Here is a 14,199-nt window from a genome sequence, read left to right on the forward strand (position 1 = left end):
TTAAACCCCAAATCGAGTGAGGAAGTGAAATCCACGTGTCAACCAACGCAGTCCGCAAAAACACGGAAAACTCAGCCCCCGTATTCGAGTTTGTTCAGTCAGTCAGTAAAGTGACCGCCGGAACCATACTCAGCATGACAATGCTTGCCAGTTCCGTAGTCGCTGGCGGACTGGTTGGCTTAGCGATCAGCTTCCGCAATTTGCCAGATGTTCGGATCTTGCAAACCTACTCTCCTACAGAAACTACCCACATTTACGACATCAACGGCAAGCCCCTAGCCAGCATCCACGACGAAGCCAACCGGGATGTCGTACCCCTTGACCAAATCTCCCCGAACCTGAAACGAGCTGTTCTGGCGATCGAAGATAGCAACTTCTTCACCCACAAAGGTATCAACCCCGGCGGGATAGCCCGAGCTCTCATAGTCAACCTAGAGAAAGGTAGAACCGTTGAAGGCGGCTCGACTATGACTATGCAGCTAGTCAAGAACCTGTTTCTTTCTCCCCAGTCAAAATTTAGTCGCAAGGTAGCTGAAGCGGTAATGTCTATCCGCTTGGAGCAAATTCTCAACAAAGACCAAATTCTGCAACTATACCTGAATCAAATCTACTTAGGTCACAACTTGTACGGCGTGGAGACAGCCTCTCGAAGCTATTTCAACAAGTCAGCAAGTAATTTGACTCTTTCAGAAGCAGCGATGCTGGCCGGCTTAATTTCTGCCCCCGAAGAATACAGTCCTTTCGTCAATTACAAGTTGGCAAAAGAGCGGCAAACAACCGTTTTAAGCCGCATGAAGGATCTTAAATGGATTACGCCGGCCCAAGAGACTGCTGCCCGCCAGGAAAAAATTAAGCTAGGCAAAATTACCTCTTTTGGTGGCTCTCAAGTTCCTTACGTAACACAAGCCGTAGTCCAGGAACTGACTAGGCGTTTCGGGCGAGATGCCGTGGTTAAGGGAGGAATGCGCGTTCAAACCACGATCGACCTCAAAATGCAGCGCATAGCCGAAGAGACCGTAAAAGCGTGGCACAATCGGCTTTACTACCAAGGGCTGTTTTACGATCGCGAGGAAGGTCAAATTGCCCTAGCCGCCGTCGATCCCCGCACCCACTTCGTCAAAGCAATGGTGGGCGGTGTCGATTACGAAAAGAGTCAGTTCAACCGCGCCATTCAAGCACGCCGCCAGCCCGGATCTTCTTTTAAGCCTTTTATCTACTACGCTGCCTTTGCTAGCGGCAAATACAGCCCCGATTCAGTTGTCTACGACTCCCCTGTCGGCTACCGCGACGGCGACGGCTACTACTACCCTCAAAACTACGGCGGCGGGTTCTCCGGTGCCGTCAGCATCCGCAGAGCTTTGGAAGTATCTCTCAACATTCCCGCGGTCAAGCTGGGGCAAGAAGTCGGATTGAATAAAGTGATTGAGATTTGCCGGGTGCTCGGCATCAGAAGTCCGATGGAACCGGTAATTTCTTTACCCTTGGGTGCGGTTGACCTGACTCCTTTAGAAATGGCCGGAGCTTTTGCTACCTTCGCCAACAACGGCTGGCATTCTGACACCACGTTTATCGTGCAAGTCACTGACAGCAGCGGCAACGTCTTGCTCGACAATACGCCCAAACCCAAATTAGTTCTCAATTCCTGGGCGGCGGCATCTGTCAACAGCGCTCTGCAAGGGGTAATTAACAACGGAACGGCAAGAGCGGCTCAACTTGGGCGGCCGGCTGCTGGGAAAACTGGTACAACTTCCTCAGAACGGGATATCTGGTTTGTGGGTTACGTGCCGCAGTTGTCGGTGGCTGTTTGGATGGGCAACGACAATTACAGACCGATGAGCTACGGTGCTACTGGCGGTACTATTGTCGCCCCTGTTTGGCGCGATTTTATGAGCCAAGCTTTGGAAGGCGTTCCCGCAGAAAGTTTCAAACCTGCTTCATCTTTTGAGCGGCCTTAATTATCAGTCATTGGGCATTGGGAATTGGGCATTGGGCATTGGGAATACTTTCTTTTTCTTCCTTCTTCCTTCTTCCTTCTTCCTTCTTCCTTCTTCCTTCTTCCTTCTGCTCACTAGGATTGTTTTTCCAGCTCAGATTTCATCCGCTCCAGCGTTGAGTTCATTTGCTCAAACATCTGCTGGGGCGTGATGCCAAATTGATTGAGCTGTGTTTTTAACTGCTCAACAGTCATCTGAGCCATGAAGTCCTCAGACAGCTCGAAGCGCTTCATAAAAATACGGTAGCGCTCCATCATTGCTTCCATCTGAGCGATGAACATTTTCTTGCCTTCGCGATCGAATTTGCCGTAATTGCCACCTAGTTTGATAAGAGATTGATAATCTTCAAACAACAGCTTGGCTTCTTGCTGAACAATTTCTGAATCAAAAAATCCCATAGCTTTCCTAATTTTTTAATATTCTACTAATTTTGATCGAGGCGAGAAATCCCACTGCTTTTTGTACTATTTTATCAGTTGCCGGAGGAAGTCCCTACCCCTGAAGGTACAAGAATAAGTAGAAATTTCCGTACAGGAGAGGCATCGGGCATCGGGCATCGGGCTTGCGATGACAACAGTCAACTGTCAACAGTCAACTGTTAACAGTCAACTGACTTCAAACTTCCCCGATGCGTTCTAGAGGCCAAAACCGCAGTACAGCGCGGCCGATGATATTTTGCTTAGGTAAAAATCCCCACCTGCTGGAATCGTTGCTGTTGTTGCGGTTGTCTCCCATCACAAAGTATTCATTTTCTGGGACGCGATAAGGCCCCCACTGGTATTTAGGAGGTTCGGCAATATATTTTTCAACGATGGGTTTGTCGTTGAGATAAACTAAACCTTTTTTAACAGCGACGGTTTGACCCGGCAAGCCAATTATCCGCTTGATGAATGCTTGGTCTTGGGTAAAGCCTTGTTCTTGCAACTTTTCGGGAGGGGCAAATACTACGATGTCGCCAGTTTTTGGAGGTTCGAGGTAGTAGGAGATTTTTTCGACTACGACGCGATCGCCCACGTGCAGAGTTGGTACCATAGAATCTGAGGGTATGTAGCGCGGTTCGGCGACCAACGCTCGAATCACTATTGCTAAACTCAAAGCAATAATCACTATCTGAAGATTTTCTCGCTGCGACTTCCACGCTTTCTGCCACCAGGTTTCCGGCGGATTTTCTGCTACTTTTGTACCCAAATTATTTTTTTCAGATGTCATGAAAGTCCTCGCTATATAGTTGCCACTAATTATCTGATTAAGCTCATCCGCATTTAAATTGCATCTCAAGAAATAATCAAACTATGAGCGGGCTGGGAACGCGAACCCGCCCAAAATATACAATTTAAATGCAGTACAGCTTACCGTTGAAGTATGTCGCTGTTAATTACTAGACTTGAAGAGTATGCCTTTGCAAACAATCTTGAAAGGCATCTGCGTTGCATCTGCGGTTTCCCTATCAATCAAAGATTTATGCAATAAGTCTCCTCTTGATATTAACTCATAAAAAAGGCAGAGAATTTAAATTCTCTACCTTTTTTATGTGAGGATTTTGAGTTGTTTGCGACTCCGAGATTGGTTATTTCCAAACTTTACTGGCGATCGCACTTACTCAATCTTACTCAGCGCCTTGGGGCAGCAATTCCCGCTTTTGACCTTGCAGCACCTTAACAATTCCGTCCTCGCCCACATCCACAACAGCGGTGTCGCCGTCTTTGATGCGGCCAGAAAGGATTTCCTCAGCCAAACTGTCTTCCAACAACCGCATGATGGCGCGGCGCAGGGGTCTGGCTCCGTAGCTGGGGTTGTAGCCTTCTTCTACCAGCCGTTCTTTGAATTTTTCGGTCACTTCCAGGGTGATTCCCTGTTCTGTCAAGCGGCCGAACACTTCTTTGAGCATAATGACGGCGATTTCCTTGACTTCTTCCCTGTTCAACTGGCGGAAGACGATAATTTCGTCGAGCCTGTTGAGGAATTCGGGGCGGAAGTAGTTTTTGAGTTCTTCGTTAACCAAGGAGCGAATGCGGTTGTAATTGGCATCGGTTTGGTTTTCAGTGAACTCGAAGCCGAGGCCGCCGCCGCCTTTTTCAATCACCTTAGAACCGATGTTTGAAGTCATAATCAGCAGCGTGTTTTTGAAGTCCACGGTGCGACCTTTGGCATCTGTTAAGCGGCCGTCTTCCAATATTTGCAGGAGCATATTGAAGACATCGGGGTGGGCTTTTTCGATTTCGTCGAACAGCACGACGGTGTAAGGACGGCGGCGGACTGCTTCTGTGAGTTGGCCGCCTTCGTTGTAGCCGACGTAGCCCGGAGGAGAACCGATGAGTTTGGAGACGGTGTGACGTTCCATGTACTCCGACATATCCAGCCGAATCATCGCGTCTTCTGAACCGAAGAAGTAGCCGGCTAGGGCTTTGGTGAGTTCGGTTTTGCCGACGCCGGTGGGCCCGGAGAAGATGAAACTGGCGATCGGGCGGTTGGGATTTTTCAAGCCGACGCGAGCGCGGCGGATGGCGCGGGAAACGGCTTTCACTGCTTCTTCCTGACCGATCAAGCGCTGGTGCAAGGTATCTTCCATGTGCATCAGCTTTTCGGATTCGGATTCGGTCAGTTTGTTGACCGGGACGCCCGTCCAGCTTGCCACGATTTGAGCAATGTCTTCTTCGGTGACTACTGGCGACGGGTCGGTTTCGCCGGTGCGGGCCGAGTCGGTTTTTTTGGCTTGGGAAATAGCGCGAATTTCGGCTTTGATCGTCATTTCTCGATCGCGCAATTCGCCGGCTTTGTCAAAGTCTTGAGAACGCACCGCTTCGTCTTTATCTTTGAGGACTTGGCGCAGTTCTTTGTCAAGTTCTTTGGCTGCCGGGGGCAGTTGGGAGTTGATCAGGCGAACTCTGGAACCAGCTTCGTCTACCAAGTCAATTGCTTTGTCTGGGAGGAAGCGATCGGAGATGTAACGATGTGAAAGTTTGGCTGCGGCTTCCAGGGCCGTGTCCAAAATTTTCAGCTTGTGGTGCTGTTCGTAGCGTTCCCGCAGACCGAAGAGAATCTCGATCGTCTCGTCAACGGTCGGTTCGCCGACCATGACGGGCTGGAAGCGCCGCTCTAGGGCTGCATCGCGCTCGATGTGCTTGCGGTACTCGTCGAGGGTGGTAGCGCCGATACATTGGAGTTCGCCTCTTGCCAGAGCCGGCTTGAGGATGTTCGCTGCGTCGATCGCGCCTTCTGCCGCACCTGCACCGATCAAAGTGTGCACTTCGTCAATCACCAAAATCACGTTACCCGCTGTGCGGATTTCGTCCATGATTTTTTTGAGGCGTTCTTCAAATTCGCCCCGGTATTTGGTACCAGCGACGAGGAGGCCGATGTCGAGAGTGACGACGCGCTTGTCTTCCAGGATGTCTGGGATGTCGTTGTTAGCGATGCGCTGAGCCAGGCCTTCGGCGATCGCAGTTTTGCCGACTCCGGGTTCGCCGATGAGCACCGGGTTATTTTTGGTGCGCCGACCGAGGATTTGAATTACCCGTTCGATTTCTTTTTGGCGTCCGACTACTGGGTCTAGTTTGCCATCGACCGCCATTTGAGTGAGGTTGGCACCGAATTCATCGAGGGTTGGGGTTTTGGTGCGGGCACCTCCGCCAGTGGCTGCGACTTCTGCGGTTTCTCCCAGCATCCGAATGACTTGGGTGCGGACTTTCGACAAGTCTACTCCCAGGTTTTCTAAGACTCTGGCCGCTACTCCTTCACCTTCGCGGATCAAGCCCAGCAGCAGGTGTTCGGTACCTATATAGTTGTGTCCGAGTTGGCGAGCTTCTTCTAGGGATAGTTCTAGAACCCGCTTGGCGCGGGGAGTGAACGGAATTTCTACTGCTACGAAGCCGGAACCGCGGCCGATGATTTTTTCCACCTCAATCCGAGCGTCTTTGAGGTTGACCCCCATTGATTTGAGGACTTTAGCTGCCACCCCGGTTCCTTCACCGATCAGACCCAGGAGGATCTGTTCTGTCCCTACGAAGTTGTGACCCAGGCGGCGAGCTTCTTCCTGGGCCAACATGATTACTTTTATTGCTTTTTCTGTGAAGCGTTCAAACATGATTTATTCCCATCACCTGCTGCTATGTGCCCGTTTCGAGGTCACGCTCGCACAACGAGCGTTTGTGTTCTCGTAGGGACAGGGCATTGCCGTGTCCCTACTCGTACTGCTTATTCTAGCGTGACACTCCCAACCGCTCTGCCGCACTGGAAAAGCGGTTGCAGATTCTAGGCTGCCGTTGCAGGATGGCTTTCAACTGGGAAGACCCAAATGGTGGCTGACCTACAACCTCCCCTAGACTGCAAGAAGATTGCTCTTCTCGGCCTGTGCCCAACCTACGACTACGTATTGATGGATTCTAGCATAATCTTTTTGGCTCTCATGCAGGTGCAAAATTGATATTTATCGAAGTGTCGGGCGGGTTTTTCACAAAAGTTATTGCTTAGATGGGCGATCGATCCCCTAAACTCGCTCTTAAGCTGCTGTCCATCTCAAGAATCTTTTGGTTTGCGAGGGAAAGAGCGAGCTGGGCTTTTTTCTCTAAAATTTTGTTTTAGATCCTGTGAAGATTTGGGTGTTCTTCATGTTGTCAGTTGTGCGATCGCTCCTGCATCAATTAGTTAGTATTGCTACGCTCCGAGGGTTAAAGTCAGACTATAATCACCACGGTCAAAGAAAGTGCTTTCGCAGCAGAGTGTTTTTTGTGATTAACCGCTCAGAGTTAAATCTCTCAAACTTTAAAGTCACAAGAGAATCTAAATCTTGTTTATGAGTCCTAGGATTTGTCGCGATCGAGTCCGATTTTGCTGTTTTAAACCCCAAAAAATCTGCGTAATACTTCGAGAACAAACAGTTTTTTTTGAGGAATTTTTACAAGCTTTCTATCAAATTTTAGTTTGGTGAGTACGAGAAAATATCTAGTATTCAGTCGCACGCGGGAATGGGCTTTCACGAAATCGCCGATCGCAACACTTCCGACAGTTTTTGATAATCCACTGTAGAAGAAGGGTTGCAGGGCGAACATTAGGAGGGTGGCGCTAACGATCGCACGACGATCGCTCAACTGAAAATTACGGGTTTCAGACTAGGAATTCAAAACAGCCCGCACTATTGTAATCATGAAAAACTTTGATATCAACCCGAGTACATTTAATCTTTAGCATAGCTCTCTCTTTTCAGGTAAAGCGCGAGAAAGTGGACTACTTGGATTTTTTTTACTTCGGGTGATTTTACCAGAAATTTTGCTGGACAAAAAGCACGGTCTTCGATCGTGCAAAGTATTATGACCGGCACGGTCTATGACCGTGGTTGCGTGGTAGAGTGCTTGTGGTCGTTAACTCGTTTGACTTGAAAGTCTGAAATTTCAACGTTAGACAATCTAAATCCTGTTTAAGGCTTAGTGAAAATAAATCATGAATACTAGAGATTTAGATGACTAGGTAGAAAGTAGCGACAATGGATCGATCGAAGTTACAGGTAAATCCCAGGGTGTAACCACAGCTACTTCTGCCGATTCACCAAAAGAATTCAATGCAGAAGAGCTAGGACGTGTCTACTTTATTCGGCACGGTGAAAGTACCAGTAACGAACGCAACATTTTTGCAGGAGTGCTGGATGTTGACCTGACATCATTTGGCCGATTGCAGGCACGCCGTGCAGGTGTTGACCTGAAGAAAAAAGGTACAAAGTTTGACGCAGTATATGTCTCCCACATGAGACGCGCTAGGCAAACCTGTGAAATCGCTCTTGCTGAAAGTCAAGCACTAAAGTCGCCAAATACCCCGGTTGAGATAGACCATCGAATTAGCGAAAAATCCTTTGGCATTTTTGCCGGCCGCAACCTGAATTTGCTGCGTTTAGCCCTGGGCTACGAAGGGTTCGAGGAAATGTTGCATTCACATAATGAAGCACCCCCGGCTGGCGAAAAGATTGCCCAAGTTTATTCTCGCGCTGCCCGTTTCTACGAAGACAAAATTGTACCGCACTTGGAGCGCGGTGAAACAGTTCTAGTAGTGTGCCACCAATATGTGTTGGAGCCTCTAGCACTTTATTTAAGCGGTCTACCGCCTACTGCTTATAAACACCTGAAACTCCCCAACGGTAAAGCTCTCAGCGGCGTGGATCTCGTCAAGTTTCGAGACAAGGAATCCGGCGGTGCTGCTTCCCTGCGTAAAGAGATCAACGATCTTTCAATTATGTGGGCGATTTTGATCTATGCCGCCGCCTTTTTGGTGGGAAGCTTGGTAGGGGCAATCAGCGGCGCAGCAGGAGGGATTCCGTCAGCCCTATTTCGAGCGATCGTCGTTGTGTGTCTTGCCGCTTCAACGTTTTATACCTACCTGGACATCGACTTTGCCGCGAGTAAACGCAAAGTAACTTCAACTGTGAAGTATCTAGTTTACGGGTGGATGGCAGTGCGATGGGTAGTTGGGCTATTTTTAATATTTTCTGGACTTTTGTATCAGAGCGAAGCTGATTTGTACAAAGTTTTGTGGGTGCTGTTTTGGATGGTTCCGCCAGCCCTGACTTCCCCAGTTTTATCAGTGCTTTGGGGCGGCAATCTTTATCCGTCGGCTCTCTTGTCAAGAACCCTATCAATCGTTGCTCCACTGGCGCTTCTGGCTACATTGAAGGTTGCCAATTTACCCATTAACGTTGACAGCCTGATCTTTTTCGGTGTCATTCTAATTCTAGGTCTGGCAATACCGGGTGCGATCGCCCAGTTTTGGCGCGACAAATCCCCGGTGGAATCAAACCACCACAGTAAAAACTGGAAATTTATCGGTGTGCTTGCTGTCGCATTCATGGCTTTGGCAACCGGGTTTCAGTTTACTCCGGCAACATTCCTCAGCGATATATTTTCCTCAACAGATACAGCGCGATCGCTAGCTTGTCTGCAACAATTGGCAATTGCAACTTTGGTATTTGTCTCGATGCGCGTAGTAGCTACATTAACCTCAATAGTGACAAAGGGCAAGCTAAGCAAGGCAGAAGCTCGGGATGCTTATATCCTGCTTGTGAACCCAAACTTTTTCCTTTGGGCGGCTCTTTTCATCGGAGTTAGTGCAACTGCAAATCCCGAAGCCGTAAAATATGCAATTTTTTGGGCAGCGCTGGGGTTCTTCTGCATACCACTCATCGAACAGATATTGTTCATGAATTCATTTGGCAATGACATATTGAGAGAAACACTGCGTTCTTCGAGAGTGGCAACAGCAGATATCAAAAAGCTATTCCTGCAATTGGATACGGATGGCAGTAAGTCGCTAGAACGAACTGAGATTATGGAGCTGTTAGGCCTAATCGAAGATATGACAACAGGCGAACGTAGCTCTGAAGAAGTCAGAAGTTACATCACTGATTATCTTTTTAATACTCTTGACTCCGATAAAAATGGCAGTGTTGATTTAGCAGAGTTAGAAGAGTACATATCAACCTATGGGTTAGTTGCTAACCTGAATGTCGTATCTGCTACTGCATCCCCAGGTGGAGCATAAGTGGCGATCGCCCACAGTTGATATTAATGGAGCTGACAGAATTTCCCAAAATTCTGTCAGCTCCAAGTTCAAGACAGGAGCAATTTACAGATTCAGTCGCTCCACAGTACATCAAATTTTCTATTTAAAAACCTAGTTCTGGAATGAACTTGTTATATCTCAAAATCGGGAGAATGTAGCAAATGTCACGTTATAAAATTCGAGCAATTATCCTGACAGCAGTCGTTTGTGTTGCCGTGGTATGGACGACTCCAGTGCGATCGCAGGAGCAAGAACAAGAGCCAGCTAAAGATGCCAACACTCCAAAGGTGGAACAAGTTGAACCAGAGAAACCAGCCGACCCCAAAGCAGCAACAACTACCAAAGACCTGAATATTCCCGTTGATGAACTCAAAAGCCTCCTGAAGCCGCTTGATGAATGCGATCGCTCCTGACGGACTCTTTGGTTCAAAGATTTTTTAACGTTTCAGCAAGGGACACTGAAAGGTAGAATGTTTTATGAAACATGAATTTTTCGCTCCTAGCTTTGATGCTATTGAAGCCAATTTGTATGTGGGTTTTTCTGAAGCGGAAGGGGGCGAACATTATTTCCTCCTGACACGACAAGAAGGGTCTGAAGAAGAGACTGTTCCTAACAGAAAAAACATCTATGCAGAATTGGACGATGAATACTGGACAGAAGATGCAGGCATCGATTGGGTTACTCTTAGTCGCAATCAATTTACTGTTCGTTTCGGTTCCGATACAATAACTCTTCCAGAGTGTGATGAGGTTGCAATTACTTTCTCCTTAGAAGATGCTGACTTTGAAAGGTTAAGGCACGTCTTACAGAAGATAATGCGGGGTTATGAGAATAGATTGCATTTAATTGATTAGTCAATCAATGTACAAAAACGTAAATGGGAATGTCGAAAACCGCAATCCGCGTAGGGACGGGTTCGCCGAAATATCGAGCACGAATCAAACAATCTGATAAACCCGACCCGCCCGATTTTAGATCAAGATTTTATCCAATAAATTAAGGGTAGATTTGTATTTGCGATCGGGTGGGGGCGGGCGAGACGAGATTATTCACGTTCACCATAGATGGTTGGTGAACCCACCCCTACGGTTCATTGTTTTTCACCAATTTTATCTGGTGATGACAGCACATTCTGTATGGGCGGGTGAGACGAAATAAGGTTGATTCGATACAGTTCAATCTATCGCGTCCAAGCCAGCCATTTATTAAACAAATTCTTGACAAGCGGAGTCAAACGAGTGCGATTGTAAGCATCCCCGGCTTTCCGAATCGCGTCAGCTTGCGTGGGATACGGGTGAATTGTGCTAGCAATCTTTCCCAAACCAATATTGTTAACCATTGCCAAAGTAATCTCGCCGATCATATCCCCAGCGTGTCGCGCCACAATAGTTGCACCTAATATTTTATCGCTGCCTTTCTTGACGTAAATTTTCACAAAGCCCTCGTCTTCACCGTCAATAATTGCCCGATCGACTTGACTGAAAGGAATTAAAAATGTATCGACATCAATTCCTTTTTCCTGAGCCTCGTGTTCGCCGATTCCGACGCGGGCCACCTCCGGGTCAGTATAAGTACACCAAGGTATCGTCAAAGCGCTGAGCTTTTTGCGTCCGAAAAATAGAGTGTTTTGAATCACCATCCTCGCGGCAAAATCAGCAGCGTGAGTAAATTTATGTTTCATGCAAATATCGCCGGCAGCATAAATGCGGGGATTAGTAGTTTGCAAATTGTCGTTGACAATTACGCCCGTTTGTGTATCGTATTCGACCCCGACCGCCTCCAAATTCAATCCTTCCACGTTGGGCGATCGCCCTGTACTCACAATAATTTCATCTACTGTTACCGATGCTTCCTGATCTTGGGATTTATAATAAATTACTTTGCCTGCATTTGTTTTCTCAACGCGCTCTATTTGGGATTCTAGTATTAGTTGAATTTCTTCGCGTACAAAAGCCTGCTGCACGATTTTAGCAGCATCCGCATCTTCTTTGTCTAAAATCTGAGCATTTTTGTGCAGCAAGAAAACTTCCGAACCCAGCCGCCGAAAGGCTTGAGCCAATTCGCAGCCGATCGGCCCTGCACCAATTACTGCCAAACGCTGAGGTCTTTCTGTCAGGTTAAAGACAGTTTCATTTGTCAGATATCCAGCTTCTTGTAAACCGGGAATTTGCGGTTGTAGCGCCCTTGCACCGGTGGCGATTACTGCTTTTTTAAAGCGGAGAGTTTGACCTGCAACTTCGATTGTATTATTGCTAATAAAACGACCGGAACCTAAGAAAACATCTACTCCTAATTTGTGCTGGTAGCGTTGAACAGAATCAACATCGCTGATTCCCGCCCTGATGCGGCGCATCCGTTCCATCACAGCGGCAAAATCTACTTCTGCACCGTTAGAAACATGAACGCCAAACTTACTGGCATTCCAGATATCGCCGACAGTGCGGGACGATCGAATTAAAGCTTTTGACGGCACGCAACCAACATTCAAACAGTCGCCGCCCATTAAATGTTTTTCAATTAAAGCAACTTTTGCGCCCAAACCTGCGGCACCCGCAGCCACAATTAATCCGGCGGGGCCGGCTCCAATTACTACTAAATTATAACTGCTAGCGGGCTGCGGATTTACCCAATCTGACGGATGCAAATAGGAGACTAATTTTTGGTTGTGTTCGTCCATCGGGGGGACTGTTACGCGATCGACTTTTGACTGCGACATTAACAAATTTTCCTAATTAAATAGTTTCATCTAAAGCCTTGCGAGCAATACGAGAGAGCGAGAAAGTGACGGCGACAGCGGCCGTAAAACTGATGATATTAATCAACCATTTTGCTGCTTCTGCTTGCGGATTTTCAGGCAGATTTAGCGTAGATATCGCTGCAATATTTCCCACCAAAGAACCTGAGTAAACGTACATAACAGTTCCCGGTATCATGCCCGAAAAACCTAACACGTAATCTTTTAAAGAAACCTGAGTAATTCCCAGAGTGTAATTCAATAAATTGAAAGGAAATAAAGGACAGAGACGAGTCAAAAAAACTATTTTAAATCCTTGTTGAGAAACTGCGCGATCGAAAGCTTTAAACTTGGGATAAGTTTCCATATATTTTACCACGCGATCGCGCGACAAGTATCGCCCGATCAGAAAAGCAAACGTAGCACCTAAACTTGCCGCGACAAACACATAAACCGAGCCCCACCACAGACCAAAAATCACCCCGCCTCCAAGAGTCAACACAGAACCAGGTATAAATAGTACAGTAGCTAGGTTGTAGGTGACAATAAAAGCTACTGGGCCCCAAGCACCTAAATGCTCGATCTGCATTAAGACATTTCTTAAAAATTCTTGAACATAAAAAGACCTAGTTGCTAGAATTAAAATACCAAATAAAGTTGCGAGGGAAAAAAGCAATAATATTCGTTTAAAACTTACCCTAGCAAAATCTTGAATTTGTTTGATTGGCATGACTCACCCGCAAATAGCTCTCAGCATTATACTACTCTTCAATCTAAAATATCAAATCTAAACTCTCAAATCCGATAACTCACCCCAAAATAAATCAGCCATGACAGCAAAAACCCAACTCCCAACCCCCGACTATTTCGACACCAAAAAAGTAGGCCAAGTCTGGCGAGTTCCCTACCGAGAACGCGCCGCTGAAGCTAAAGAATGGGCGAAAAAATACAGCATCCAGCCCGCCGCCAACGACAAAAACCGCATTTGTTTGCTGATAATCGACGCCCAAAATACCTTTTGCTTGCCCGAATTTGAACTATTTGTGGGCGGGCGTTCCGGTAGCGGTGCTGTCGATGACAACCTGCGGCTGTGCGAATTTATCTACAGCAATTTAAATGCAATTACAACCATTGCGCCGACAATGGACACCCACACCGCCATGCAAATTTTTCATCCAATCTTTTGGATAAATGAAGCAGGCGAACACCCCCTCCCAGCCGCCACATCAATTACTTTAGAAGACGTGCAGCAAGGCATCTGGAAAGTCAATCCCGCCGTCGCCCAAAGCATCGCCAACGGTAACTATTCGGCACTGCAAAAACACGCACTCCACTACGTGCAGAAACTCAGCGACGAGGGCAAATATCCCCTGACAATTTGGCCCTATCACTCAATGCTGGGCGGCGTCGGACACGCCCTGGTTTCCGCTGTGGAAGAAGCAATATTTTTTCACGGCATCGCCCGCAACAGCCAAGCACTTTTTGAGATTAAAGGCGGCAATCCCTTAACTGAAAACTATTCGGTTTTGCGGCCTGAAGTATTAGACGGGCCGGATGGCAGTTCTATTGCTCAAAAAAATGCTTCTTTTATTGATAAGTTGCTAGGTTTTGATGCGGTAATTATTGCGGGACAAGCGAAAAGTCACTGCGTTGCTTGGACGATTGATGATTTGCTGACTGAAATTTTAGGGCGAGATCCGAATTTGGCAAACAAGGTTTATTTGCTGGAAGATTGCACTTCGCCTGTGGTTGTTCCGGGTGTTGTTGATTTTACAGAAGAAGCAGATGCAGCTTTTCAAAGATTTGCTGCGGCGGGAATGAATGTGGTTAAATCTACTCAGTTAATTCTGGGCGATTAAAAACTAGCGTTTTCTGTGGGGGTTTGCAGTACCAAAAAAGTATACATTATTAACTATAGGTGGTAAGTT

At 47.2% G+C, this 14,199-nt stretch carries 11 protein-coding genes; 5 read left to right on the top strand and 6 right to left on the bottom strand.

The genetic code is table 11. The features are described 5' to 3' along the window. Window positions 1–35: 35 nt before the first annotated feature. A complete protein-coding gene (locus QUA54_RS06500) occupies window positions 36–1,955 on the top strand; it encodes a transglycosylase domain-containing protein (protein WP_333199487.1) in 1,920 nt (639 codons plus the stop codon). A gap of 113 nt (window positions 1,956–2,068) precedes the next feature. Here the strand turns inward: QUA54_RS06500 and QUA54_RS06505 are convergent, their stop codons facing one another. The 4 genes from QUA54_RS06505 to QUA54_RS06520 all read right to left on the bottom strand — a co-directional run bounded on the left by QUA54_RS06505 (window position 2,069) and on the right by QUA54_RS06520 (window position 7,081). Beyond that, window positions 2,069–2,392 (bottom strand): DUF1825 family protein, encoded by a 324-nt coding sequence (locus QUA54_RS06505; RefSeq protein WP_333191124.1) that lies wholly within the window; start codon window positions 2,390–2,392, stop codon window positions 2,069–2,071. A 217-nt stretch (window positions 2,393–2,609) separates the two neighbouring features. Next, on the bottom strand, window positions 2,610–3,203 hold the full coding sequence (lepB, locus tag QUA54_RS06510) for a signal peptidase I (RefSeq protein WP_333191123.1): 594 nt from the start codon (window positions 3,201–3,203) through the stop codon (window positions 2,610–2,612). A gap of 397 nt (window positions 3,204–3,600) precedes the next feature. Then, window positions 3,601–6,078, bottom strand: a complete 2,478-nt coding sequence (locus tag QUA54_RS06515; protein ID WP_333191122.1) for an ATP-dependent Clp protease ATP-binding subunit — start codon at window positions 6,076–6,078, stop codon at window positions 3,601–3,603. Window positions 6,079–6,829: 751 nt separating this feature from the next. Continuing rightward, a complete protein-coding gene (locus tag QUA54_RS06520) occupies window positions 6,830–7,081 on the bottom strand; it encodes a hypothetical protein (RefSeq protein ID WP_333413882.1) in 252 nt (83 codons plus the stop codon). Between the two features lie 544 nt (window positions 7,082–7,625). Here QUA54_RS06520 and QUA54_RS06525 point away from each other — a divergent pair. The 3 genes from QUA54_RS06525 to QUA54_RS06535 all read left to right on the top strand — a co-directional run bounded on the left by QUA54_RS06525 (window position 7,626) and on the right by QUA54_RS06535 (window position 10,391). Further along, window positions 7,626–9,515, top strand: a complete 1,890-nt coding sequence (locus QUA54_RS06525) for a histidine phosphatase family protein (RefSeq protein WP_333413883.1) — start codon at window positions 7,626–7,628, stop codon at window positions 9,513–9,515. 182 nt (window positions 9,516–9,697) lie between these two features. Then, entirely contained in the window at window positions 9,698–9,949 is a 252-nt protein-coding gene (locus tag QUA54_RS06530) for a hypothetical protein (protein WP_333413884.1), read from the top strand. A gap of 64 nt (window positions 9,950–10,013) precedes the next feature. Continuing rightward, on the top strand, window positions 10,014–10,391 hold the full coding sequence (locus QUA54_RS06535) for a hypothetical protein (protein WP_333413885.1): 378 nt from the start codon (window positions 10,014–10,016) through the stop codon (window positions 10,389–10,391). Between the two features lie 326 nt (window positions 10,392–10,717). On the opposite strand, the gene QUA54_RS06540 is transcribed toward QUA54_RS06535, so the two are convergent. Next, complete coding sequence (locus tag QUA54_RS06540) at window positions 10,718–12,253, bottom strand: mercuric reductase (protein ID WP_333413886.1); 1,536 nt, start codon at window positions 12,251–12,253, stop codon at window positions 10,718–10,720. Window positions 12,254–12,269: 16 nt separating this feature from the next. Beyond that, entirely contained in the window at window positions 12,270–13,001 is a 732-nt protein-coding gene (locus tag QUA54_RS06545; protein WP_333413887.1) for a TVP38/TMEM64 family protein, read from the bottom strand. A gap of 100 nt (window positions 13,002–13,101) precedes the next feature. On the opposite strand from QUA54_RS06545, the gene QUA54_RS06550 reads away from it, so the two are divergent. Then, window positions 13,102–14,130: an isochorismatase gene (locus QUA54_RS06550; RefSeq protein ID WP_333413888.1), complete on the top strand. Its 1,029-nt coding sequence runs from the start codon at window positions 13,102–13,104 to the stop codon at window positions 14,128–14,130. Window positions 14,131–14,199 lie beyond the last annotated feature (69 nt).

The organism is Microcoleus sp. MOSTC5 (assembly GCF_036701825.1).
Taxonomy (GTDB): Bacteria; Cyanobacteriota; Cyanobacteriia; order Cyanobacteriales; family Microcoleaceae; genus Microcoleus; species Microcoleus asticus.